Source organism: Okeania sp. SIO2C9 (assembly GCF_010672455.1).
Classification (GTDB): domain Bacteria; phylum Cyanobacteriota; class Cyanobacteriia; order Cyanobacteriales; family Microcoleaceae; genus Okeania.
The window spans coordinates 67,210-92,346 of record NZ_JAAHGO010000004.1 but is presented as its reverse complement, the minus strand read 5'-3'; the positions used below and the strand labels follow the sequence as shown (position 1 = coordinate 92,346).

Here is a 25,137-nt window from a genome sequence, read left to right as displayed (position 1 = left end):
AATAAGTATTCAACCGGACATGATATTAGGCGCATAGTTGGGCAGAACAATCAAGGGACAATTCTTACTTCTACCTCCTCTAAATTCTCATTTCTCCTGTTTCCTACCCCTACTAAAAGACCTTTTCAGCAAACCCTAATTATTTCTCAGGTTTTGTCCTGGGATTTTAGCAGTCACTTTTTATTTTTTCTCAAGTTCTAAATTGGTTTTACCTTCCCCAAAATTAATAGCTGTTAACGCATTTCCGACCTAGGAGGCTAGCTAATAGCTGACCGCTGTTTGCCCAGCATTCCGGAGGAAATGCTTACCGAATAATTAATAATTAATAATTAAATAATTCGCGCCTTGAAGCCTCCCCTTTTAAGGAAAAAAAAGCGGTTGAGGGATGGATGGGTTCCCTAACCATATCCAATCAACCAAGAGAAGAAATAATGTTTCCTTATATTCAATTAAGGACGGTTTTAACCAGAGGTAATTATCAATTATATCATGTTCGGTTGAATACTTACACTTTTGAGGAAGGAAGGCAGCTATGCTGGAGGCAGGAGGCAGAAGGGAAGAAAGGGTTAAAAGGGATAAAGTTTTTTTATAACTGATTATCCGAACATGATATTATCCATTATCAATTATCCATTATCAATTAATGAAAGACTATCTTAGTACTTCTGATTGAACAAAAGCAGGTTTAATAAACTCATCCCTATCTTGTAAACTAATATAACCTTGATTAACTGCTAGACTCATTAATTCAGTCAAAAATTGCTTTAATTCAGTCAAAACCTGTTGTTTATTCAATATAATTAATGATTCCTGAGAATAATAATTAAGCTCTTTTAAATAACATTTAATTTGCCTATCAACAGGAACAAACTTTATTCTACACCAATAACTTTCAACGAAATCTAAACCCATGATTTGATCATGTTCTAACTCTCCTATTTGTTCAGTGAATCTATCCTCCAATAAGATACAAATATCAGGATCTAAAAATACCTTAAACTTAGTTTGCCCAATTTCTACAATAACTTGACGATTAAACTCATAACAAAACTTCCTTAACCCTAATTCAAAGTCAGATAACTCCCCTAAAGGATCATCAGGAGGAGTAGTAAAATTTTCTATATTTTTATCACCTAATCTTAGTTTAAATTGCTTAATTTTATTCATTTTGACCTCTTATTTATAGTTTGTTTTAGGCTCAACAATAGGATAAGCATACTTAATTGTTCCATCTGAATTTCTGCCAATTTCCGCATAAACTACATTTTCACTAATCCTTCCATCATCATGATAAACTCTACCAATAGGACGATTAAATTTAATGATATAGTACCCATAATACTTTGGCATTAATTTTTCTGCTTGTAGCCAATCTTGATCGTTTAACCACTGTCCTTGATCTTTCTTAGTACTGGATGCTCTACCTTGTAAATTAGTAGGATTTAATTTAGCTCCATGATGGCGAATAATATGATCATAAGCTTTAGTTGATTTAGGATTATTCCACTGAGGTTCTTTTCCTTTTCCTCTCCATTCACACCCACTTCCTACTTTAATTGTAGAATCAATAATATCAGCTTCAACAATTTCGATAATGGTTAAATCACTCACAAATAATCTCTAAAAGGTTACTATAATTTTATTATTATGACATATATTGACTGGTCAACTATTGACGCTATTCTAAAATTAGAACCTGAAAATCACAAAGTAATCGACGGTTAGGGAAAAATGATCAAAAAATTTATTCAGCAAACCCTAATTATTCTTATCTTTATATTAAGTGCTATTTCATGGAGAAATGGTATTAGGAGAATAAAAAGTTATGAATAAAAAGGTGATCGGCTAACATTATCTTAGTAGTTGTTTGGGCGTTGCTTAATTGAAGTATGAATGCGCGATTGTTTGGTTCTGGTCAAGCCCCCGCGCATCCCCAAACAATGGGGGACTTTTAGAGTTTTATTCCCCCCAAAATTGGGGGATTAGGGGGGCTTGCATCATACCCAGAATCAGCAACGCCGTTGCTTGAATATGTTCAAAAGCTGCTACTCAAACAATCTAATCATTAAATTCAACTATTCAAACGCACAGGTGAAATTCCAAATGCAATCAACCGTGGCGGAATATCCCGCAACACAGGCAACTGCAAAAAAGCAGGAATAGTAAACTGCTGATTTTGATTCAACGCACGAGCAATAATTCGTTTTTGAGCTAACTCCTGAAACCATTGAATAACTCTGGTGGGAAACTCCCGTTGGCGCTGCACCTCTGCCAAATCCCACAAATGCCAACTACCACGTTTTAGCGGTTCACTAAGAACATTTGTTGCTACAACTGCATCTTGAATAGCATAGTTAATACCAACCCCAGCTACAGGAGACATGACATGAGCGGCATCGCCGATGAACAGTAAACCCGGTAGATACCATTTAGGAAGACGACTCGACTCCACAGATAGAAAAGCAATATTAGACCAATCTTCCAGTAGATGGGAGCGATCGCTAAATTCTGGTACTAACTCAACCAAAGACTTTCGCAAAAAATCTATACCAGCAGTGCGCAGTTGTGCAAAAGCACCCTTAGAAATCATATAAGCTACTTGCCAGAAATCTGAACGGTCTAGCAAAACTATCATCTTACCATTACTCACACGACCTGATAAACCAGAAGTATCCTCTGACTTGCGTGGCAAACGAAACCACATTACATCCATTGGTGGAGAAGTTTTAATCGGTTCAAAACCCGCTAACTGACGCATTCGAGAGAAACGACCATCCGCTCCCACTGTTAATAATGCTCGAACTTCGTGCCAACCTCCATGACCCCGATAGCGCACCCCACGCACTACTCCATCTTCTTCAATAATTTCCTGTACGTTTGCACCCATAATTAAATTAAAATTGGGATACTGTTGCGCCTCAGTAGCAATAAAATCTAAAAATTTCGCTTGTGGGAGGATAGTAATATAGGGATATGCAGTTTTTAAGCGACTGAAGTCAGTCAGAGCAATGTCACCATTGGTAGAATTTAACTTGAGTGTGCGAGCTTTGGAATGGGGTAACTCTAACAAACGGTCTGCTAAACCTATTTGTGCCATTATTTCCATTACGGAAGGATGAATAGTATCTCCTCGAAAATCGCGATCAAAGTCTTGATGTAATTCCAGGAGAGTGACTGAGATACCTTGACGTGCTAACAATAATCCTAATACAACTCCTGCTGGTCCGCCACCAACAATACAACAAGTTGTTTGCTGTACACCGATAATTTCATGAGTATTATTAGTCATTTTATTTAAGTTTTTCCTTCAATTGATTTAACTGTTCTGGTGTTAGTTTAATTTGTACTTCTAATAACTGCGTTGCATCCTGAAATAAGAGAATATTTTTTTCGACTAAAACTTCAGGATTATTAATTTCAATTCTTTGATATTTTACTTCTGGCAATGCGACTCTAATTACCAGTTGTTGTTGAGATTTAGGAAAAATATATAATTCCTGACGAGTATGGTGTAATTCTAGCTTTTGAACAGTTGTATTGCTTTCTGTCGTAGAGTTTGGTTTTTGCCAATAAAGAGTGATACCGCGAATTTCTGGTTTAGCTATCTCAAATATTTCATCAAATCTTTGAGGTTCCCAATCAAGTTCTGTAAGATCACCACTAGCAGGAATAAGTCGCTGTCGCCAGGTGATTTCTTTGTCAGCTATGGCTGCCCACCATTGACCGATAGTGTCTAGGTTATTTGGGTTTTCTGGATTATTGCTACCTAATTGCCAAATGGTTTTAAGTTGCATATTATAGATAGTTTTAGTTAAGTGAGTATGAATTAATTTGATAATAGTATTATAATATAAAAGTGAATCAAATTGAAATAAGAGGAAAAAAAGTGACTAATTTTTTTGATCGTTTAACATTAAAAAAAATAGGAGAGTGAGCAATCGCTTTTTTCTCTTCCATTCAATAAATTATATCATGTCTGTTGGTATAGTTTGTGTAAACCCAAGAGTGAATATCTACAGGAAATTTAAGTTTTTTTCTTGCTCAATAGCCTTCCTCCCTCTTCCTTCTTCCTTCTTCCTTCTTCCTTCTTCCTTACCTTCGCGCTTACAATACCAATGCTACCAAACATGATATCATTTTAAATCAAAGGAAGAGAAATAATAAATTCTGTGCGTTTCTCTAATTCTGACTCAAAGGTTATTGTTCCGCCATGTTTTTCTACGATAATTTGCCACGTGATCGCCAGTCCTAACCCTGTTCCTTTGCCCACCCCTTTAGTTGTAAGTCCCTGCTTGAATATTTTTGAGTGCACTTTTTCGCTCATTCCTTGACCATTATCGGCAATTTCTACCACCGCCATGTTTTTCTCAGTACTTAATTTCGTACTATAGAACCCCTGATCGTATCTTCATAACTCCGGGGAATCATAAGTTCTCAGTTATAGCAGAAGAAAGAAGGAAGAGGGAAGAAGGAAGAAGGAAAAGTATTACGTTATCTGAGTTTTAAGCTTTTTATCTGTCCTAACCTTTGCTTCGACTGCTATAGCAATGGCATATCTTTGACATTTGCGCATTTAGAGCAAGTTTTGGTACTGGCAAACCATATGTCAACTACAATTAGTTCAGAACCATTTAACTGACACTTGTACTCTAACTGTCTTCTGAATCCGTAAAATTCTATAGAACCCATTTGATAGCTATATAATTATGGTAGTCAAGTCTTTTCGCGCATCAATGAGTGAGGAAAAATCATATGAAGAAGTATTGAATTTTTTGTATGATCACGAACCCACATCTTCCCTCCTGTCTCCTGTCTTTCCCCTCCCAGGAGGGGTTAGGGGTGGGTTGTCTCCTGTCTCCTAGCTAAAAAAACTTGATATTTATGAAGATACGATCGGGGGTTCTATATCCGCTACAGCTGACTATAGCGCTGTGCGCAGGCAACAGCTCCGGAAGGCAACAGCTCCGGAAGGCTTAAGACAAGAAAAAAACTTAAATTCCCTGTAGATATCCACGCTAACTTTTACACAAACGATTGCCTTCGGACATGATGTCATACCTCTTTTCACCAACGCCCAAAACAATAATACTTGTAGTGACCTTCCATGGAACGTCCCTACTGTGGTCTATTTAAATGAAAACTGCTGTAAGTTGTGGAGAATGGCAAATAAAAAGAGTCCCTAATTGCTTTCCAGTCAAGCTGTAAATATTTTCAGTATGACTGAGGGACTCCATTGTCCTACCAGAGAGAAGAACACCATAAGCAATGTAATTCATATTATGAAGTTAATGACAAGCTTTGTCAATACTTTTCGGGGATTTATTTGAGATGAATTTTGTATCAACGATTCGTAGTAGCAAAATCAAAGAGTTTTATTCCATGAATTTTAGGCATTCTTAAGATTTCACTCTGGTAAAACCAAAAAAATTAATGATAAAGAATATCAAAAAACTCTTGACAAATCCAGAAATTTATTGAATATTAGTTGCAATAAGTATGTAATATCCTCTCTAACAAGAGGTAAAAGGCCATAACTATCAATCTGGACATCTGAAAAAAGTATTCAAACTTACTCTAGTCCAGAAGCAAAAAAAATGACCACTGTAATTAGTGGCCAAAGCTATGTATTTTGATTAAGAACATGATATCACAATTAGAACCTTCCACTCATTTCAGCAATACAGAATAGAGCTGAGTCATTACTGAGATGAGCGATCGCATTTCCACTACTGCCATCTGCTCAAATTAGTGACTTAGCGGACACAAAATTAGAATTTATGCTATGGCAGTCTCCGATTTCATACTGCCATAGTTGTTGACTTTATGAGAGAAAGTTTTACCAAAAATGGTGAGATTTTCTGATAGATTGTCAACCAATTTTATCTGTTAAAAATAGATAATTATTACTGTTCAATATCTGCTTTATCAGTAGTTTAATTTGCATATTTAGTAGACAATAATCTATTAATAGCTATCTTAAGCATAACTGCCTAAGCATTATTAGTTATAAAAATTATTGAGCAAAATTAGGTTAATTTTTTTTTCAAAAAGACTCTTCAATCATTTTTTTTAAAAAAGTAATTAATCATACTTTTTTTTATTTTATATGTATAATATATTTTTATACAAGCAGGCAATAACTGCTGTATAAAAAATAGTAGTAATTGTTGCCATAACAATTGCCTATCGGACTATAATCCAAGGAAACAAAACCATGCAAACTTATGATACAGCAGAGGTTAAATACGATTGGTGGGCTGGTAATGCTCGCTTCGCTAAACTATCTGGTTTATTCATAGCTGCTCACGCAGGTCAAGCAGCTCTAATTACCTTTTGGGCAGGAGCATTTACTCTGTTTGAAATTTCTCGATATTCCCCTAATTTACCTATGGGAGAACAGGGCTTAATTTTACTGCCACACCTCGCAACTTTAGGTTTAGGCATCGGTAACGGTGGAGAAGTTGTAGATACTTATCCCTATTTTGTCATTGGTGTTGTACATCTAATCTCATCAGCAGTCTTAGGTGCAGGGGCACTTTTTCATACTTTTAAAGCTCCAGAAGATTTAAAGGATACAACAGGTGGAGCTAAGAAATTTCACTTTGAATGGGATGACCCAAAACAGCTAGGAATAATCTTAGGTCATCACCTACTTTTTTTAGGATTTGGCGCTCTATTATTAGTAGCCAAAGCTATGTATTTTGGTGGACTTTATGATGCTGCAACTCAAACTGTACATTTAGTAACTAATCCCACTCTTGACCCGTTAGTAATATATGGGTATCAAACTCATTTTGCCAGTGTTGATAACTTAGAAGATTTAGTTGGAGGTCACGTTTATGTGGGATTTCTTCTAGTTTTAGGTGGCCTTTGGCACATTATCAAAGAACCCCTTCCTTGGGCAAAACGGGTTTTAATATTCTCTGGCGAAGCAATTCTTTCTTACTCTCTAGGTGGGATCGCTCTAGCAGGATTTGTTGCGGCTTATTTCTGTGCCGTTAATACTTTAGCTTATCCTGTAGAGTTTTATGGCCCTGTTCTGGATATTAAGCTTGGGATTACTCCCTATTTTGCTGATACTTTAGAGTTGCCTTTAGGCGCTCATACTGCTCGTTGTTGGTTAGCTAATGCGCATTTCTTCTTAGCTTTCTTCTTCCTTCAAGGTCATCTGTGGCACGCTCTGCGAGCTATGGGTTTTGACTTTAAGCGTGTTGAAAATGCTTTGAATGGTGTTACTGAGTCTTAACAACTAACGCCTAGAAGTCAGGAGTCAGGAATCAGGATATTCTTTTTGCTTTGGCCTGAGGATCTGGCTCCTTTCAACAATTAATAATTAATAATTAATAATTAGGCCTTGCTGATTAAATCTAAAAGCATTGACATATAAAGACAAGTGCCTTTTTGGGGTCGAATTGCAGTGCCTGGTATCACGTCTAAAATGCTCATGCATGGAGCGTATTTTAGGCTCATAGTTGGGCAGAAAAATCTTGGGAGAATTAATTCTTCCGACTACCTCCTCGCTCCCAATCCATTTCTCCTGTCTTCCCCTCCAGGGAGGGGGAGGGGCGAGGGGTGGGTTGTCTCCTGTCTCCTACCCCAGCAAAAAGACTTTCCACAAGCAAACCCTAATTAACAATTACCTCTCCTGGAAAATGGAATTGATTGACTTAAAGGAAGTTTTTTTCTTCTCTTGGTCTCATGGATATGGTGCAGGTTTCCTGCGCCATCCCATTCTACGAGAAGCTCCGAAGATCGACCACTGTTTCTCCACAGCGAGTGAGAGGATTTTTACCTTAATTATTCGGTAATCAAAGTTTTTCAGGAAACAGGGAACAGGGATATAGAGGAATGTCTGCGCCATATTTGCGTAGCGCTATAGTTTTCATAGTCAGTAGTCGATATTCAGTAGTCAGTAGTCGGTAGTCGGCAGTCGGTAGTTATCAGCAAACATCATATTCGCTGTTTGAGCAATGAACACTGCTTTTTTTTTCCTTGCAAGCTTACTTGTTTCCTTCTGAAGTAAATGCTTTTGAGTTTTCTTGATATCAAGTGGAAAAAATTTTGTTTTTAGGCTTGACAACTTCACTTAGGTTGTGAGTTAATATTAATAGAAATATTTCTCATTAGTTTGAGTAAAATCTCCACTTACAATACTGAGGATTGAACATATTGTGTATTAAGACTTTTACTTACAAATATTTTTCGCAATTTATTGATATTTTTTCTCATCTTTTCTGAGTACAGTAAGCTCTAAGGTATCTAAATTGCATATTTTTAAAGAACTATGATGGATTAAATACTTGTAGATAAATGGTGATCGCTATTTTATCCAATAGTAAAATATGCAGCTTGAATACTCAACAATTTAATGGCGTTGCTGAATTGAAGTATGAATGGGCAATTGTTTGGTTCTGGTCAAGCTCCCGCGCATCCCCCAAAATTGGGGGACTTTTAGATTTTTATTCCCCCCAAAATTGGGGGGCTTGCATCATACCCAGAATCAGCAACGCCCAACAATTTAATAGATATTGCTTTATAGCGGAGATAGACTACAGTGGTCAAACCATTCTCCTACTGCCTACTGCCTAACCTCTGAATAAGTGGTCTATATATTTATTTATTTTTTTTGTGCTATTTTCAGTCGCTAACTTACACGCAAACGACTATACCTTGATTATTTGTTACCTGTTCAATAATACAGGAGTTACGCACGAGGTACGAAAAAATAGCGTTTGAGATTGCTATCCGTTCCGGACTGTTCCGCAAATCCTATCGGTCGCAATGACGGAAATACGTTCTACTACGTAAGTCCTATAATAATTAAAATTTTGTCAAGTTATTTCATCCCATCATTATCAGAAATAAACAATCAGAATTAATGGTAATTTGAATAATATTTAGCTACATATAAAGTATGAATTACTCAAGTTAATTTCAGGAACTTAATTTCAGAAATAAAATAAATATAGGAAATCAAAACAAATGCAAAATTCACGAAAACTAGCTTCATGGAAAGTCAGAAAAGTCAACAAAAATGGTAATCAAAAAAACCAGAATAAATATTTAGTAGGAGAAACTAATGGGCAAAATCAAACAATCAACGCCAACAATAATTTGGATCGATTACAAAGTGATTGGTCTGGTTATTGTGATGAATTAGATATTGACTAATTCTAATTCAATAACTTGAACTGCTAAAAGTTAGTAACATCTAACTACCATTAAGATAAATGATTACAAGTGAGGTAAAAAATGTCAAAAATTGGTCTTTTTGTCGGTAGTACAACAGGAAAAACTGAATCAACAGCAGAGATGGTTCAGGAAGAATTTGGTGGAGACGATGTGGTTACTATCCATAATATGGATGAGGTAAATACCGAAGATTTTGATGGTTATCAAAACATTATAATTGCTAGTCCAACCTGGAATATTGGTGAACTACAAAGTGATTGGGAAGGTTTTTTTGATGAGCTAGACAATATTGATTTTAATGGTAAAACAGTAGCCTATTTTGGCACCGGCGACCAAATAGGATATGCTGACAACTTTCAAGATGCCATGGGTATTTTAGAAGAAAAAATCTCTAGTTTGGGTGGGAAAACAGTTGGACATTGGTCAACAGATGGCTATGAGCATACTGAATCTAAAGCTGTCAAAAACGGTAAATTTATAGGTTTAGCTCTTGATGAAGATAATCAAGCTGAACTTACAGAAGAACGTATCAAAAAATGGGTAGCACAACTCAAAATAGATTTTGAGATTTAGTCTGATTTAATTCAGAGGGTAATTTACGAAACTGTATTGATTGATGAAAATCTACCTGATTTTCTAAATATATCAATGCTCGACAGAAGGAAGAAAGCTAGAGGGAAAAAGAGAATTTAACAAATTTAACTAAGAAAAAATTCAGAAGTCACCCCCGTCATCATTTCTGAATTGAATTCTGTACAACTCGCAGATTTCGGGAGTAAGTTTGAGAGCAACATTAAATCATATATTTCTGGTATTTAATTAGCTAGTAGGAAATTAAGACCCACCACTAATTAATATGAAATGTGAAAAATAATGCTATAGAAAATATTCTCAATTCTTGCTTTTAATAGATAGAGGCATATGTAGCAAAATTTTAGTATTTCATTTAATTATTTCTCTTGATTTTTCCTACTAACTACTGACACCAGCTTGAATCTATGAAATTTCAGTAGGAAATGCTGAAGTGCTGACCGCTAATAGCTGAATGCTTACTATGAAACTCTCAACACCTACTCCTGAAATTACCTTCTTGCTTCTGCACAATTATTTTGTACTTAAAGATACTATTTACTAATTATTATCTTGATAACTTAGGAGAATGAAAAGCAATGTCTAAGATTCCAGACGTATTGTGGTTAAAGACCAGTCCTAGTCTACAAGTTTTTGACCGACGATTGATTAATTACCTATCAAGAAAAGTATTAATTGCTGAATGGGATTATTTTCAAACTGCTGATGAACCTTGTACTCTAGACGTAGCTGTAACATTACTCCATGATTATCTCAAATCTTTGAATAAACCTATTCATCTTATAGGTCATAGCACAAGTGGATTAGTAGGGTTAATATATGCTCGTAAATACCCAGAAAGAGTGAAGTCTTTAACTTTATTATCTGTCGGCGTTCATCCTACAATTGATTGGCAAGCACATTATTATGTACATCGCCATCTTTTACCTTGTAGTCGCCAAACAATTTTGATTAATATGGTGCAAAGTTTATTTGGCGAACAAGATAAAAGAAATACTCAAAATTTAATCAGGATATTGGAGAGAGATTTAGATTTATCTCCATCACCTCACTCATTGTTAAAACGCCAAAGTATGGTTCCTAGAGGAGTTCCTGTACCTTTAATGGTATGTGGTGGCAATGACGATCCGATTATCGATCCTAATTTAATTGGAGGATGGCAACCATTTTTAAAACCCGGAGACCGGATTTGGGAATGTCCTGAAGGTGGTTATTTTTTCCATCATTTTTATCCTCTAAATGTAGCACAAGCACTGCTAGAATTTTGGCAGAATAATGCACTGGTTTTATCGGATATAACTCAGGAAGTAGTAGCGAGTAAAATTTGATATTAGTCAAATAACTAGAGCGCAAATTATTATTGCTAATTATTGGCTGATTTTTCAGAAAAATAAGTGTTTTATTTATTTTGAAAAAACCGTAAGTAAATAGTTAGCAATCTCTTAACTTTTTTCCTAGTTATAGCGTTTCTCAGGTTAGCGAGGTACAGTTATCTTTTTTATTTGTATTTCCCTGTTGCCAGATGATATGTTGCCTAAAACCCAGAATTGTGTACCTCACAAGTATGATAATTGCTATATACGACTAAATATAATTAGTAATTTTTCCCAAATTATTAATTCAGAATAGAGTTAAAACTATGATTAATTTGATTCCAGAATATCTACTTCAAAATCTAGGTCATATCATTTTTATGATGGGTCTTCTATCATTAATTACTATAGGTTTGCGGAATTTTTATTTGACCTTTCAGCAAGGAATAACCTATGTTAAACGACTGCATCAAATTCCTTGTAGTCGCTGTATCTTTTTCACAGGAGATTATCGTTTGAAATGTACGGTACATCCTTATAATGCTCTCACCGAAACAGCTCTAAATTGTAGTGATTATGAACCAAATAATTATCTAGCAAAACCAATCTTACAACAATGTAAATCTAATTCACAATATTAGTAAGCATTCAGCACTCAGCATTCAGCACTCAGCATTGAGCTATCATATCATGTCCGGTAGCATCGGTATTGTATAGCTAAGGTAAGGAAGAGGGAAGAGGAAGGAAGACTTAAGTTAAGAGCAAGAAAAAACTTAAATTTCCTATATATATTCATATATTCATGGTTGGGTTTACACAAACTATACAAACGGACATGATCTCAGTTATTAACTTAATTATCTTAGAAGGAGAATTCAAAATTATGTTTGCTAAGAAATTTTTCAATCCTGTTTCCTGACGGATTCCGCAGGAAAAACCTTTTACAGCTAGCTATTCCCTGTTCCCTATTCCCTAGTGCTACGCGCTATAAGATGAATTAATTTTGCGATTAATGTATAACCTGATTTTATATTACTCTTTGTTTTGATAAATTTAACAGCAAATTTTGCTTAGTCAAATCCGGGAATTTTCAGCACAAATAAATAGGAGAATAATTATGAGCTTAAATTCAGTAATTACTAAACCCCAAAAACTGAAGCAGCATCAATTTAAACGTCGCCAATTAATACCATTAACAGATATATTATTATGGCGAATAGATGCTGGGGTGGTTCGCACTCTTAGCAAAAATGAAGAAGAAAATACGATCACTTTAGGATTTTGGGGTCAAGGAGACATCGTTGGTCAACCTCTATTTCCATCTTATCCTTATCAAGTTGAATGTTTAACTATTGTAGAAGCAAGTATTTTACCAAGGGGTTATTTCTATACCCAAGAAGTAATGCTTTCTCACATTCAAAAAACTCAAGAGTTACTAAGAATTATTCATTCTAGAAAAATCAAATTGCGACTGTTGAGATTATTAAAATGGTTGACCGATAGATTTGGTAATCAACTGCCAGAGGGAAAAATATTGGATATGAGGTTAACTCATCAAGAATTAGCTGAAATTATTGGTACCAGTCGCGTTACTATAACACGACTACTAAATCAGTTTGAAAAAGAACAGAAAATAGGATGGTCCCAGAATAATTGCCTAATTATTTTTAATCACTAAAAAGACAACTTGTAACCTCCTGCAATACTTTTAATCCTTGAATACTACCTCGAATAAGTTGGAAAGCAGGCAGTGGTTGGCGAAACATAGTGTTCGCCAATGCTAAAGGTTGCAAACTTCCAGATGATGTCAGAGCAGAAGAGATATTGGGAAGGTCATGGTAACAGTCATCGCTGACCACTCTCACCATCGCCACGGAGACAGAGAGGTTAGCAAAGAAATTGAGAATTGCAAAACCTTCCATATCTACTACTTCTGCACCAGTATTTTTTCCCAATATTTGTTTTTCCTGCGCCTTATAGATGAAGCGATCGCTAGTTAAACCCGTTACTAAAGAAGCTTTTCCTTTTAAATATGTTTGTAACTTAGCTGTTAAAACACTATCGCACTTTTGCCGGAGTAACTGAGAATAATCTTTTGATTTTGGATTTAATACACTGCCATCTATATGGTGTTTACAACTGGTTGGAATTTGAGTCCCCATCCACTTCTTCTCTTTTCCTTCCTTCTTCTCTCTTCCCTCTTCCTTCTTCCCTCTTCCTTCTTCAATATATTCAACACACTCATTATAAATAACCACATCTCCAGGTTGATATTGACCAGATAAACTACCACATAATCCCATAACCAATATTGTAGAAGGTTGATGGGAGGAAAAATCTTGTCTTTTTTGCCAGTTATTCAAATAGCGAGTAACAGATGCAGCACCTATAGGCAAAGACAATAATTTAGGCTGAGATAACTCAGGGGTAAGACCGCGCTTCACAGATTTTAGTTCAGGCCCTTGGACAACCAAAATTGTATCAATCATTTCAATTTATAGGTAAAAGAGTTTTAAATAATTCTAAGTTTTTGAACATCTTAATTGCATACCCTCTTATGTTGTTGGAAATATAAGTAATTAGCCAGCGATAGAAGGGGGTATTTTTATAGATGTCAGCGTCTACAGACTATATTTTTAGCAATACTCAAAATCTCAAAGAATTAGAAAGACTACAGGCGATCGAACAAATTTTTGACCCAAAAACTCGTGAACGAATTTTAGCAACTGGAATTACAGAAAAATGGCAATGTCTGGAAGTAGGAGCAGGAGCAGGAGCGATCGCTAAATGGCTCGCAACAGTTGTTGGAAAAAGTGGAAAGGTTGTTGCCGTTGACTTAGATACTCGTTTTTTAGCAAAAATTAAATCGCCTAACATTGAAGTTTTAGAAGCAGACTTTTGCCATCTTGCACTGGAAAGTCAATCTTTTGACTTAATTCATGCACGTTGTCTTCTCATCCATATTCAAGACTTTCAACTTGCCTTATCAAAAATGGTAGATTTGCTCAAACCCGGTGGATGGTTAGTCATTGAAGAGCCAGATTTTTCTGTAGCTAAAGCTATTGCGGGAGATAGTCAAATGTGTCAGTCAGTTAAGCAAGTCAATTTTGCTATTGAAAAAATGTTTGCAGATAGAGGAACAGATTATGCTTTAGGAGGGAAGTTACCAGAGATATTGCAAAAGTATGATTGGCAAAAGTTATCCGTAGAAAATGATGCTCCTGTTTCTCCAGGGCGATCAGAAATAGCAAAAATGATGAAAATGTCTGCAATGCAGCTTACAGAAAAATATATTGCAACTGGTAAAGCAAGCTACTCTGACGTTGACAACTATTGTTTGTTTGCAGACGACCCTAATACACAGGCAATTTACCACGCAATAGTAGGAGTTATTGCACATTCTTGAGTGGGGGAGAATTCAACAATTAATAATTAATAATTAATAATTAATAATTACCTCTTCTTTTCAAGGAGAGGATTGACTAATCATGAAAAAATTTTCTTTTCTTGTTCGATTGGAGCTGTTTCTCCTTGAAAGAGAGGGTTTTTACCTTAATTATTCGGTAAACATCAGAAGAATTAATAAGCTACTGGCGTGCTAATTATCAAAAATGTCATTCCGCGTTTTTCCCTAAGACAAAAATTGTCGAGCAGAAAAAGTTTCTAATAAAAGGCTATTATCAAGCTGGTAACTATTTTTTTTCTACTTAATATTGCGGCGTTGGTAATTTGAGGTATGATACCATGTCCGGATAAGAGCGCGATAGAAGTCCATGACCTTTACCCAAACAAAAAACTTTCTCCTTCTATTCCTCTTTCTTCCCTCCTGACTCCTGAGGACTGACTCCTGACTCCTAAGTAATTAAGATTAATATCATACACGCGCTTTACCAACGCCAATATTGCTTATGACCGAAAAATAAGGTCAATAGCTTCCCCTTTTTAGGGCATAAAAGAAAGAGAATTCCTATTTTCGTAGCCTCCCTATTACAGGAAGTACTGATAACTGATAACTGATAACTGAAATGACTTCTCAATCCTACCTTTACCTTTTAACTACATTATTGTGCTTCATCAATCCACTTTTATTAATGCAGGCAAATGCTCAATCTCGACCTATGAAAATTCCTACTCCTTCCATTTCAGAAGAAGCAAAAGAAGTTTGTCCTCCACCAGCTTTATCTCGTCTCCAACGTCATACCATTACCACTGGAGAAACCATTGAAACTATTGCTCAAAAATACAACCTAATTCCTCCAACCCTGTTAGCATTTAATCGAGTGCTACAAAAAGATCGACCAACCGTAGGTACTGAGATAATTATTCCTCCCTATAATGGGATCGCCGTGAAAGTACCTACTGGCACAACTTGGAAAAATGTTGCAGAAAATTATAATATCCGTGCTGATACATTATATGAAGTTAATGGTTGCCCACAAACACTAGAACAACAGACACCAGAAGTGGTTTTTTTACCAGGAGTAAATTGGTCTCCAGGGCAAAAAGCACCCCCACAAATTTCTTCATTAAAAGGTTATCCTTTACCTTTTGAAACTAGGGTGATTTTAGGTTATGGTTGGTTACTACATCCGATTAAAAATCAAGTGGTTTTTCATAGTGGTTTAGACTTAATTGCTAATAATGGTACATCAGTTTTTTCGGTAGGAGAAGGGATAGTAGCATTTGCTGGAAAACAAGGTAATTATGGCAATTTAGTAGTAATTAATCACGCTGCTGGTAAACAAACTCGTTATGCCCATTTAGATTCTATCAATGTTAAAACTGGTCAAAAAATTGCACAGGCAGAACTTTTAGGTACAGTTGGTCAGACAGGAAAACCTGATTTTGAAGAAGCTCATCTTCATTTTGAAATTAGATATAATTCTCCTTTTGGTTGGGTTGCCGAGAATCCTAATTCTTATATTGAAGTTATTTTTAAGTAGCTGAAAATAACTACTAATAAAGTGTAATTACTGATAAGTATATACAACTGAAATATTGACTAAGTAGATATCTATTTTGCTTCTATATGTTATAAATAAATTTCTCTTCAGCAAATCTCAATTTTTGCTATTCGGATGACAATCAGATCAAACTATGTCATAATTAATATTAGGAGTATTTTTATTTTTTTTAGGAAATGCTTAATAAACTTCCTCTCAAAAATGAATTGATAATTTATTCCCAAACAATAAAAAACACACTAACTAGAATAAAAATTAGGAGTATAGATGATGATAGGCGTACCACTTTACTTAATGATGTTATGTTTCCTAGCTACTATTATCTGGGAAAAAGTCAAATATAATTCTGAAGCAGATTCTCAAAGCTAAATTCAGAACTCAGGTAATTTTCGCTCCTCCACTGGTTATGTACAAAATGATTTAAACTCCCTATATTTACTGATAAGATTTAGTGATTTATGGAATGTATAGCAGAAGTAAAAAAGAAGAACGCTTTACTTATCTAGGAGAGAAGGAATAAGGTTGAGTATTGATATCCCATTGTTTTAAATATTCCATAAGTCAAGAGTAATAATGGCAGTTACTATATATTCTTCCCCTATCTCTCAAGATTACTGCTATCTTTGAAAAAGGCAGAAGGCAGAAGGCAGAAGGCAGAAGGCAGAAGGCAGAAGGCAGAAGGCAGAAGGCAGAAGGCAGAAGGAAAAATTGCTTATGGATAGTCTTCGACACGCCACTTTGTGTCTACAAACCCCAAACAATTTTCAGCACGGTATAAACAGTAGGGTATTAAAGTCGTCACAGAAAAGATAACTTTAACTTTTATTAGTCCTTATAGAACCCCCAATCATATCTTCATAAATTTAGCAAGGAGTCAGGAGACAGGAGACAGGAGACAGGAGTTCAATAATTGATAATTGATAATTGATAATTGATAATTACCTCTCCCTAAAAGCTATCCCTGATCAGGAACTTCTGAAAACCTTGTGGGGATAAGGGGAACAGGGGAGTAGGGAGTAGGGGAGAAGGGAGAAACAGTCAATAAAGCTTGGTAAAACTACTTAAGTTCTCAAAAAAAATGTACTTTTCAATATATGATTTTTGAAGAAAAAACCTCTCAAACACTCACACATAACTTGTCTCTAAAGGTCAATTTTTATGTTAAGAAAGATGTCTATAAAGCATAGCCCTAAAAGGAAGAGGATTGAATAAAAGGAAAATTTTTTCTCTCTTGGTCGATTGGATATGGCGAGGTCTCCTCGCCATCCCCCGACCGCTTGTTTCTCCACAGCGAGTGAGAGGATTTTCACCTTAATTATTCAGTAATATTATGTCCGGATAATTAGTGATCAAAAAACTTTCTCTTCATTTATAGCTTAAAATTCCCTCCTCATAACTCATAACTCATAACTCATAACTCATAACTCATAACTCATAACTCATAACTCCTCCATTTTTATTTATAACTATTCAACCGGACATGATATAAGAGGGAAGAGGGAAGATGTGGGGAGAAATAATACAAAAAATTCAACACTCCTTATAGCTGATTTTTCCTCACTCATTGATGCGCGAAAAGACTTGACAACCATAATTAGGGTTTGCTGAAAAAGTCTTATGGGTAAGGGTAGGAGACAGCTATACTGGAGACAACCCACCCCTCGCCCCTCCCTGGAGAGGAAGACAGGAGTTAGGGGAATGATCGAGGAGGTAGGAGCGGGCGTTTTGTCCTTTGATGTTTCTGCCCTACTCTCGCCTAAAATACGCTCCATGCATCAGCATGAACAGCTGAAACAGGCGCACTTTTTTTGACCTCAAAAAGGCACTTGTCTTTATATGTCAATGCTTTTAGATTTAATCAGCAAGCTCTAATTATATAGCTATAGCCATCTGCGATCGCCTCTTACCCTAAGCAACTGATGGCCGATAGACAATCTCCCATCAATTGTAATAAATTGTTACAATAATGATTGAAAGATAATTTAATTTTATAGATACTATGCATCTGACTTGGTTAGATAGTAATTCCTGGTTAATTGAAATTGGAGGCAAACAACTCCTGCTGGACCCTTGGTTAGTTGGCCCCCTAGTTTTCGGTAATCTACCCTGGTTATTCAAAGGAGAGAGGCGTACTCCCCGTGCCATACCAGAAAATATAGATTTAATTGTATTGTCTCAAGGGTTAGAAGACCATGCTCATCCCCAGACCCTAAAACAGTTAGACAAAAATATTCCTGTAGTCGCTTCTCCCACTGCAGCAAAAGTAGTAAAGGAGTTTGGTTATTCTCAAATAGTCACACTTGCTCATGATGAGACATATTCTTTTGACAATAGTATTGAAATTAGAGCAGTTCCTGGTTCACTCGTTGGCCCAACGTTGGTAGAAAACGGTTACATTTTTAAAGACCTAAAGACCGACAATACAATGTACTATGAACCACATGGCAGTCATTCTGAAAAAATCAAAGAATTTGCTCCTATAGATGTGGTCATCACCCCGATTATAAATTTGAATTTACCGTTAGTCGGGCCGATAATTAAAGGAAATGAAAGTGCTTTACAAGTAGCTCAATGGTTGAAACCCCAAGTAATGTTTCCTACAGCAGCAGGGGGCGATATAGATTTTCAAGGATTATTAATATCTTTACTCAAAGCAGAAGGAAGTGTAGAAGAAACACAACTTCAGTTAACCAAAAATAATTTGGAGACAAAAGTAATAGAGGCTCAACCTGGAAAACGTTTTGAAGTACAATTAGAGCAGAGAGTATTAGCTAATTAAACTTAAGCATTCAGCCGTCAGCTATCAGCTATCAGCAACAATACTCTTGCAGGATGGCTGAAATAATTGACCAGTTACAAAATCCTAAAACAATTACAAATCAAAAATGATTGACTTTTAACTTCCATGTAGCGACACTCTGCTTTTCAGGACAGGGTTTAAATTCAAATATAATTTAACGACTTTTGTAGTAATATTTAACCCTGGCTGAATTAATACAGCTTTTAAAATTTACCAAAAGTAATAGCTTATAGCTGATAAATCATGGCTGAATGCTTACCATTAAACTAAATTTAATTCACAACTTTCAATGATAATTGGTAAGTTACTATGCAAAATTAATTATGGCTCTGCTGATTAATTATACAACCATTTATAGGTAAAGGTTTGAGCCTTCTTTAATTCCCAATGGGGTGCGCTGGTTTTAGTCTAAAACCCTCATGCATGTTAGCATAAAACCTACATTTCGCACTACAAAATGTAGTATATAAGAAGGAGTCAGGAGACAGGAGACAGGAGACAGGAGACAGAATTTTAGAAGAAAATCATAGCTGCCGTGATTGAGTAATCAATACTGCAAGTATTTATGCGTAAATTTTTGACTCGGAATTTGATCGACGAAAAAAGTAATTAAGATGATTTGCATAGTATAAATACCTAGGAAGCTACAGATTTATATACTACTTTTAATGTTACGCTCTTGACGTGCGGAATGTGGGATAAAAGGCAAACCTTCGGACAGAAAAATTGAGGAACAATTCTTACTCCTACCTCCTCGCTCCCATCTCTTCTGTCTCCTAACCTTACCAAAAAGCTTTATTCAGCAAACCCTAATTACACCTACTATTGACTCCCTGTTCTCTTTTCCCTCTCTCAACTAGGAAATTTATTTTCCACGACTACTTAATATTTTGGAAGCTGTTGACTATTAATTTTGTGAAGTTAATTTTTTAATATTTCAGGTTAATAATATGATTAATTTCATGTTGCATGACTGGCTTTTCCTATGATATGGCAATCAGGAATCAGATGTGAGAATTGAGGTGTTCTTTTAAAGAATAGAATATAGCAGTTATCTTATTCATATATATTGTTTCTTCTCTATTCCCTATTACCGAAAAATTGTGGGTATGCGCCTCCCCTTTTAAGGGGATAATAAGCGGTCGATCTTCGCAGCTTCCCGAAGGGTGGGATGGCGAGGTCTCCTCGCCATATCCAATCGACCAAGAGAAAAAAAATTTTCATGAATTTGTCAATCCTCTTCAATTTATTTTCAAGGAGAGGTAATTATTCATTATTCATTATTCATTATTAATTGTTGAACTAGCCCGTAGCGCTATAAAAGTATGATTAATTTTCGTTGGATTTTTACAGTAATATTATCTTTGTTTTTGATTATTAGTAATTCTCAACCAGCTTTAGCTTCTATTCATACTTACCCCGAATCTTCTACACAAATTATGTATCGCTCTCGACAAAGTTTGCGAGACCTTTCGGATAGAGCATGGCAGATTATATTATATAAAAGGATAAAATCTGGTAAACTAATAACTTTAAATTTACGATTGGTAGGATTTCCTGGAATTATTGAGTTAGCTCATCCCCAAAAATTACAAATTACTACTGGCACTGGTAATATCTGGAATGCAGAGGATATTTTAGTTGATTCTTCTTTTCCTGCTAATGTTGGAGAATATGACTTTTTGGAAGTAATGAAAAAGTTAAATTCTGATACTCCACTGCGCATAAATATAGCTTTGCAAGGTGAAAATTTAGCAGAATTAGTCGTACCAATTTTTGCTGTTAAAGAATGGCGAAAATTGTTCGATAAAGTTGATTTTTGGTGATTTTTTACAGAATAATTAAGGTTTAAAGCCTATCCTTTCAAGGGAAAAAAACGATCGATAGATGCATAGGTTTCCTAACCATATCCAATCGACCAAGAGAATAAAAAAAAATCCCTACCGCGTCAATCCTCTCCTTGAAAAGAAGGGGTAATAATTAATTATTAATTATTAATTGTTGAATGTATTCTAGCTCAGAAAGAATTGGTTAGGAAAATTACTGACGATCAATCTTAGACTAGGAAATGTTTTTCCAACTATTCCCTGTTCCCTGCTATAATTGAGATTAATTTAGGATAAAAAAATGAAAAAAATAATTACAGTTTGCTTATTAATATTCACATTGATAAATTTTATAGAAATGCCCCCTGCATTAGCAGCAGAAACAGCCAAAGGAGCAGAAATTTTTCAAATTAATTGTGCTGGATGTCATGCCAGAGGAGGCAATATTGTTAGATGGTGGAAAAACTTAAAAATAGGAACTTTGAAAAGAAATAAATTAGATTCTGTTGAGGCGATCGCTTACTTGGTTAAGAATGGAAAAAATAATATGTCAGCTTACAAAGACCGTTTAACAGAAACAGAGATAGAAACTGTATCTGGTTATGTGTTGAAGCAGGCAGAAAATGCTTGGCGTTAATAGATATAGCTATAAAAGCTAATATTTAAACATTACACATCTCCAGAAAAGAGGAAGTAGGGAGTAGGGAGAAATAATTGATGATTTATGTACAATAATTAATTTTATTTTTGATTATTAGAGATGTCTATTATAGTGTATATGACTTACTGTTCCCCTATTCTTACCGAATAATTAATAATTAATAATTAATAATTCAATAACTCTGGTTTAAAGCCGACCCTTTTAAGGGAAAAAAAGCGGTTGAGGGATGGCGAGGTCCCCTCGCCATATCCAATCAACCAAGACAGCGGTCGATCTTCGGAGCTTCCCGTAGGGTGGGATGGCGAGGTCTCGGAGCCATATCCAATCGACTCCTGTGAAGAAATAATATTTCCTTATATTCAATTCCGTAACGGTTTTAACCAGAGGTAATTATCAATTATCAATTATCAATTAATTAACGATCTATGGATAAGTATAGCCAAGAATCTTTGTCAAAATTTACGCGTAAAGAAGAAGATTTGAAAGAAAGAAAAATGTAGATATTTCCCAAGTTTTTACCGAAAAATTGTGGGTATGCGCCTCCCCTTGGATAGGGGATAATAAAAAAAATTTTCATGAATTTGTCAATCCTCTTCAATTCATGGAGAGGTAATTATTCATTATTAATTGTTGAAACAAACTATGCCAATGGACATCACGATTATCCCATCAATTATCAACGGCCATTCAAAAATAAGATTGAGGCGTTTGTCACTCTATTAATGAAAATTTTCTCGAATCTCCATTGAATTGACTAGATGTAAAATTTTGATTATGATGATGATTATCATAGAGACCCCAAAAGTAAAATATCCATATAATGAAATGAAGCAAACCAGCTCAAAGAATCTCTTAAGTCAACTAGAAATAGCAACTTTCCAGCTAGTCAGCAACTCATATTAACAATGCTTTCCTACCGAATGCTGCGCAAACAGCCAGAGTTACTGATAACTAATAACTGAAATGACTGGTTTTCTTGTTAGTAACAAAACAACCTTGCTTGATCGTATTTTTCGATCGTCAGCAAGATTTAAGAGTAGCTGTCTTCGTCAATGAATTTAGCCATAATGAATAATTCACTACAATTAGATATTCCTAAAAGAGGGATGCCAGTTACTATTATTACTGGATTTCTAGGCAGTGGCAAAACAACCTTAATAAATCAAATTTTGCATAATAAGCAGAACTTAAAAGTTGCAGTATTAGTTAATGAATTTGGGGACATTAATATAGATAGTCAGTTATTAGTAGATATTAATGAAAATATGGTAGAACTTAGCAATGGTTGTATTTGTTGTACTCTCAACGAAGGATTAGTAGATACAGTCTACCAAGTTTTAGAACGGGATGAAAAAATTGATTATTTAATTATAGAAACCACTGGTTTAGCAGACCCCTTTCCAATTATGTTAACTTTTTTGAGTACAGAGTTAAAAGATTTAACTCACTTAGATTCTGTACTGACTTTAGTGGATTGTGAAAATTTTACACCAGACCATTTTGATAGTGAAGCAGCTTTTAAACAGATTGCTTATGGGGATATTATTTTACTCAATAAAACAGATTTAGCTTCCCAAGATCAAGTAGATTATTTAGAGTCTTATATTAAAACTATAAATAATGGAGCTAGGGTTTTGAGAAGTGAGTACAGCAAGATACCATTACACTTAATTTTAGATGTAAATCTATCCAAGCTTCAACCTTATTCTCTAGAAGATAATAATAATCAGCATGAACTACAAAAAATTCCTAGAGATCATCTAATAAATGATGGTTTTACATCTATTTCATTCCAAAGTAAAAGACCTTTTTCTGCCCTCAAATTTCAACAGAATTTTATAGAGAAGTTACCAGAGAATATATTTAGGGCAAAAGGAATTCTTTGGTTCAAAGAAAGTGAATCAAAACATATATTTCAATTGAGCGGCAAACGCTATGATATGCAAGTAGAGGAATGGTCAACCACTCCGACAAATCAGTTAGTATTAATTGGACGAAATTTGAATCCATTAATGATTCAACAAGATTTAACAAACTGTCTAACTATGTGATACAATTTTAATAAATGTTTGTTACAAATAGCTAGGTATTTCTGAGAATTCAGGAGTCAAGAAGACCGAGTCAGAATGAATGGTTTCAATACCAGTTTTTAGGGCAGAAATTATTTTTTTCTCTTGGTGTACTACCAGGTGCGACTGAAGTCGTCGCGGGGTCTGACCGCTTTGTCAAAGAGAAATCTCCTGCACTTGTCTTTTGAGCATACTTATCATTCGAGCAAATTATTTTTTCAAATTGGAGTGACAAATTAAACCCAGCTATTCTAGGATAAATACCAGATAATATTCCTCATAATTAATCTGACTTTATGTTGGAAAATATCTGCCAAACTATCCAAAAAAATATTAACCTTCAAACCTTTGAACTATGACTTTACCAATCGCTCCAGAATTTGTTTCTACCGATGAATTGAAAACAAAATCTCAGCCTCCTGTTACAGAAGCTGAAATGATTCAAGCGGTGAGAACTTTATTAATAGGATTAGGAGAAAATCCAGACCGAGAAGGATTATTAGATACTCCTAAACGGGTGGTAAAAGCACTAAAATTTCTAACTTCAGGTTATCATCAATCTCTAGATGAATTGCTGAATGGAGCTGTCTTTAATGAAGATATCTCAGAAATGGTTTTAGTTCGAGATATCGATCTTTTTAGCTCTTGCGAGCATCATATTTTGCCTATTATTGGTCGCGCTCATGTAGCATATATTCCCAATGGAAAAGTAATTGGACTATCAAAAATTGCTCGAATTTGTGAAATGTATGCCCGACGTTTACAGGTACAAGAACGTCTAACAGCACAAATAGCTGATGCACTTCAAGGATTACTTAAGCCTTTAGGTGTTGCTGTAGTTGTTGAAGCAACTCATATGTGCATGGTCATGCGTGGAGTACAAAAACCAGGTTCTTGGACAACTACTAGCGCTATGCGTGGTGTTTTTGCTGATGAGGAGAAAACTCGTCAAGAATTTATGAGTTTAATTAGGCATAGTAATTCTTTTCATTAGTTTTTTTAAGTTTAGCTAGAATAACAAAAAGGTAAGCATTTCCTACGGAATGCTGCGCAAACAGCAGTCAGCTTTATTACCTTTAGTTAACAAGTCAATTTCGTTGCTCTTGTGCTTCAGATATTTGAAAATGTAGGAGAAGTTAAGCGAATACTTGCTTAATTAAGTTTTATTGCTGAGAGCTGAATGCTAATAGCTGAATGCTTAGACAAAAAGTTGCTTGGTATTAGAATTATTGATGATGATAAGAGAAAATACTCTAAGACTCAAATCAGAAAGGAAGAGACTTTTTGCTCCATACTTAGAATTGCTCTTATTGACTTACTAAGTAGTTTAGCATCAATAAATTTAACAGGACTTACGCACCTAAAAAAGAAACCCGGTTTATTGCCCTAATTATTGTTTTTTAAACCACGAAATTTAGTCGGTAAACCTGGTTTATGCGTAAGTTCTGTTATTAATATTTATGTTTTTCCATGTTACGAAAATGCCTAATGCATTAGGTGCATAAATGACAGAAGGTGCGGAACTTTTTCAGATTCATTGTGTAGGTTGTCATGCTAATGGAGGTAATATTGTTAGATGGGGAAAAATTTCAAAATAGAGACTTTGGAAAGAGATAAATTAGATTCTGTCGAGGCGATCGCTTACTTGGTTAAGAATGGGAAAAATAATATGTAAGCTTACAAAGACTGTTTAATAGAAACAGAGATAGAAACTGTATCTG

19 protein-coding genes and 1 pseudogene are annotated in these 25,137 nt (G+C 35.2%); 13 read left to right on the top strand and 7 right to left on the bottom strand.

Going from position 1 to position 25,137, the window contains the following annotated elements; translation table 11 throughout:
* Positions 1–651: 651 nt before the first annotated feature.
* The 6 genes and pseudogenes from F6K23_RS04610 to F6K23_RS04585 all read right to left on the bottom strand — a co-directional run bounded on the left by F6K23_RS04610 (position 652) and on the right by F6K23_RS04585 (position 4,689).
* Entirely contained in the window at positions 652–1,167 is a 516-nt protein-coding gene (locus F6K23_RS04610) for a hypothetical protein (protein WP_293151236.1), read from the bottom strand.
* Between the two features lie 9 nt (positions 1,168–1,176).
* Positions 1,177–1,611 carry a hypothetical protein gene (locus F6K23_RS04605; RefSeq protein ID WP_293151233.1) on the bottom strand — a complete coding sequence of 145 codons (435 nt, stop codon included), beginning with the start codon at positions 1,609–1,611 and terminating at the stop codon, positions 1,177–1,179.
* A gap of 460 nt (positions 1,612–2,071) precedes the next feature.
* Positions 2,072–3,289 (bottom strand): FAD-dependent oxidoreductase, encoded by a 1,218-nt coding sequence (locus F6K23_RS04600; protein ID WP_293151230.1) that lies wholly within the window; start codon positions 3,287–3,289, stop codon positions 2,072–2,074.
* Between the two features lies 1 nt (position 3,290).
* Positions 3,291–3,794, bottom strand: a complete 504-nt coding sequence (locus F6K23_RS04595) for a hypothetical protein (RefSeq protein WP_293151227.1) — start codon at positions 3,792–3,794, stop codon at positions 3,291–3,293.
* Between the two features lie 344 nt (positions 3,795–4,138).
* Positions 4,139–4,366, bottom strand: a pseudogene (locus F6K23_RS04590) (ATP-binding protein); the annotation flags it as partial.
* Positions 4,367–4,539: 173 nt separating this feature from the next.
* Positions 4,540–4,689 (bottom strand): zinc ribbon domain-containing protein, encoded by a 150-nt coding sequence (locus F6K23_RS04585; RefSeq protein ID WP_293151221.1) that lies wholly within the window; start codon positions 4,687–4,689, stop codon positions 4,540–4,542.
* Between the two features lie 1,525 nt (positions 4,690–6,214).
* On the opposite strand from F6K23_RS04585, the gene F6K23_RS04580 reads away from it, so the two are divergent.
* The 6 genes from F6K23_RS04580 (at position 6,215) to F6K23_RS04555 (ending at position 12,774) form a co-directional block, all read left to right on the top strand.
* The gene (locus F6K23_RS04580; RefSeq protein WP_293151218.1) at positions 6,215–7,246 is read left to right on the top strand and encodes a chlorophyll a/b binding light-harvesting protein; all 1,032 of its coding nucleotides are present in this window, start codon (positions 6,215–6,217) and stop codon (positions 7,244–7,246) included.
* Positions 7,247–8,982: 1,736 nt separating this feature from the next.
* Entirely contained in the window at positions 8,983–9,171 is a 189-nt protein-coding gene (locus F6K23_RS04575) for a hypothetical protein (protein ID WP_293151215.1), read from the top strand.
* 81 nt (positions 9,172–9,252) lie between these two features.
* Positions 9,253–9,765 carry a flavodoxin FldA gene (fldA, locus tag F6K23_RS04570; RefSeq protein WP_293151212.1) on the top strand — a complete coding sequence of 171 codons (513 nt, stop codon included), beginning with the start codon at positions 9,253–9,255 and terminating at the stop codon, positions 9,763–9,765.
* A 596-nt stretch (positions 9,766–10,361) separates the two neighbouring features.
* Positions 10,362–11,111 carry an alpha/beta fold hydrolase gene (locus F6K23_RS04565; protein ID WP_293151209.1) on the top strand — a complete coding sequence of 250 codons (750 nt, stop codon included), beginning with the start codon at positions 10,362–10,364 and terminating at the stop codon, positions 11,109–11,111.
* 311 nt (positions 11,112–11,422) lie between these two features.
* A complete protein-coding gene (locus F6K23_RS04560; protein WP_375340732.1) occupies positions 11,423–11,737 on the top strand; it encodes a hypothetical protein in 315 nt (104 codons plus the stop codon).
* Positions 11,738–12,213: 476 nt separating this feature from the next.
* On the top strand, positions 12,214–12,774 hold the full coding sequence (locus tag F6K23_RS04555) for a Crp/Fnr family transcriptional regulator (RefSeq protein WP_293151206.1): 561 nt from the start codon (positions 12,214–12,216) through the stop codon (positions 12,772–12,774).
* Here the strand turns inward: F6K23_RS04555 and F6K23_RS04550 are convergent.
* Positions 12,764–13,585, bottom strand: coding sequence for a phosphorylase (locus tag F6K23_RS04550; RefSeq protein ID WP_293151203.1), 822 nt, complete (start codon positions 13,583–13,585; stop codon positions 12,764–12,766). The two genes, F6K23_RS04555 and F6K23_RS04550, sit on opposite strands and share 11 nt — an antisense overlap.
* 122 nt (positions 13,586–13,707) lie before the next feature.
* Between F6K23_RS04550 and F6K23_RS04545 the strand changes: the two genes are divergently transcribed.
* From F6K23_RS04545 to folE, 7 genes are all read left to right on the top strand, one after another.
* Positions 13,708–14,502, top strand: a complete 795-nt coding sequence (locus F6K23_RS04545; RefSeq protein ID WP_293151200.1) for a bifunctional 2-polyprenyl-6-hydroxyphenol methylase/3-demethylubiquinol 3-O-methyltransferase UbiG — start codon at positions 13,708–13,710, stop codon at positions 14,500–14,502.
* 619 nt (positions 14,503–15,121) lie between these two features.
* Positions 15,122–16,039 (top strand): M23 family metallopeptidase, encoded by a 918-nt coding sequence (locus F6K23_RS04540; protein ID WP_293151197.1) that lies wholly within the window; start codon positions 15,122–15,124, stop codon positions 16,037–16,039.
* Positions 16,040–18,059: 2,020 nt separating this feature from the next.
* On the top strand, positions 18,060–18,839 hold the full coding sequence (locus F6K23_RS04535; RefSeq protein WP_293151194.1) for an MBL fold metallo-hydrolase: 780 nt from the start codon (positions 18,060–18,062) through the stop codon (positions 18,837–18,839).
* A 1,346-nt stretch (positions 18,840–20,185) separates the two neighbouring features.
* Positions 20,186–20,686 carry a DUF3122 domain-containing protein gene (locus F6K23_RS04530; protein WP_293151191.1) on the top strand — a complete coding sequence of 167 codons (501 nt, stop codon included), beginning with the start codon at positions 20,186–20,188 and terminating at the stop codon, positions 20,684–20,686.
* 301 nt (positions 20,687–20,987) lie between these two features.
* Complete coding sequence (gene petJ, locus F6K23_RS04525; RefSeq protein WP_293151188.1) at positions 20,988–21,323, top strand: cytochrome c6 PetJ; 336 nt, start codon at positions 20,988–20,990, stop codon at positions 21,321–21,323.
* A 1,091-nt stretch (positions 21,324–22,414) separates the two neighbouring features.
* Positions 22,415–23,398 (top strand): GTP-binding protein, encoded by a 984-nt coding sequence (locus tag F6K23_RS04520; protein ID WP_293151185.1) that lies wholly within the window; start codon positions 22,415–22,417, stop codon positions 23,396–23,398.
* A gap of 373 nt (positions 23,399–23,771) precedes the next feature.
* A complete protein-coding gene (gene folE, locus F6K23_RS04515) occupies positions 23,772–24,410 on the top strand; it encodes a GTP cyclohydrolase I FolE (RefSeq protein ID WP_293151182.1) in 639 nt (212 codons plus the stop codon).
* The last annotated feature ends 727 nt before the right edge of the window (positions 24,411–25,137 follow it).

Bases quoted from the DNA above. Each gene is read 5' to 3' on its own strand.
- F6K23_RS04545 (WP_293151200.1), top strand. From the start codon at position 13,708: ATGTCAGCGTCTACAGACTATATTTTTAGCAATACTCAAAATCTCAAA.
- fldA (WP_293151212.1), top strand. From the start codon at position 9,253: ATGTCAAAAATTGGTCTTTTTGTCGGTAGTACAACAGGAAAAACTGAA.
- F6K23_RS04600 (WP_293151230.1), bottom strand. From the start codon at position 3,289: ATGACTAATAATACTCATGAAATTATCGGTGTACAGCAAACAACTTGT.
- F6K23_RS04560 (WP_375340732.1), top strand. From the start codon at position 11,423: ATGATTAATTTGATTCCAGAATATCTACTTCAAAATCTAGGTCATATC.
- petJ (WP_293151188.1), top strand. From the start codon at position 20,988: ATGAAAAAAATAATTACAGTTTGCTTATTAATATTCACATTGATAAAT.
- F6K23_RS04565 (WP_293151209.1), top strand. From the start codon at position 10,362: ATGTCTAAGATTCCAGACGTATTGTGGTTAAAGACCAGTCCTAGTCTA.
- F6K23_RS04575 (WP_293151215.1), top strand. From the start codon at position 8,983: ATGCAAAATTCACGAAAACTAGCTTCATGGAAAGTCAGAAAAGTCAAC.
- F6K23_RS04595 (WP_293151227.1), bottom strand. From the start codon at position 3,794: ATGCAACTTAAAACCATTTGGCAATTAGGTAGCAATAATCCAGAAAAC.
- F6K23_RS04610 (WP_293151236.1), bottom strand. From the start codon at position 1,167: ATGAATAAAATTAAGCAATTTAAACTAAGATTAGGTGATAAAAATATA.
- F6K23_RS04550 (WP_293151203.1), bottom strand. From the start codon at position 13,585: ATGATTGATACAATTTTGGTTGTCCAAGGGCCTGAACTAAAATCTGTG.
- F6K23_RS04580 (WP_293151218.1), top strand. From the start codon at position 6,215: ATGCAAACTTATGATACAGCAGAGGTTAAATACGATTGGTGGGCTGGT.
- F6K23_RS04555 (WP_293151206.1), top strand. From the start codon at position 12,214: ATGAGCTTAAATTCAGTAATTACTAAACCCCAAAAACTGAAGCAGCAT.
- F6K23_RS04585 (WP_293151221.1), bottom strand. From the start codon at position 4,689: ATGGGTTCTATAGAATTTTACGGATTCAGAAGACAGTTAGAGTACAAG.
- F6K23_RS04530 (WP_293151191.1), top strand. From the start codon at position 20,186: ATGATTAATTTTCGTTGGATTTTTACAGTAATATTATCTTTGTTTTTG.
- folE (WP_293151182.1), top strand. From the start codon at position 23,772: ATGACTTTACCAATCGCTCCAGAATTTGTTTCTACCGATGAATTGAAA.
- F6K23_RS04535 (WP_293151194.1), top strand. From the start codon at position 18,060: ATGCATCTGACTTGGTTAGATAGTAATTCCTGGTTAATTGAAATTGGA.
- F6K23_RS04540 (WP_293151197.1), top strand. From the start codon at position 15,122: ATGACTTCTCAATCCTACCTTTACCTTTTAACTACATTATTGTGCTTC.
- F6K23_RS04520 (WP_293151185.1), top strand. From the start codon at position 22,415: ATGAATAATTCACTACAATTAGATATTCCTAAAAGAGGGATGCCAGTT.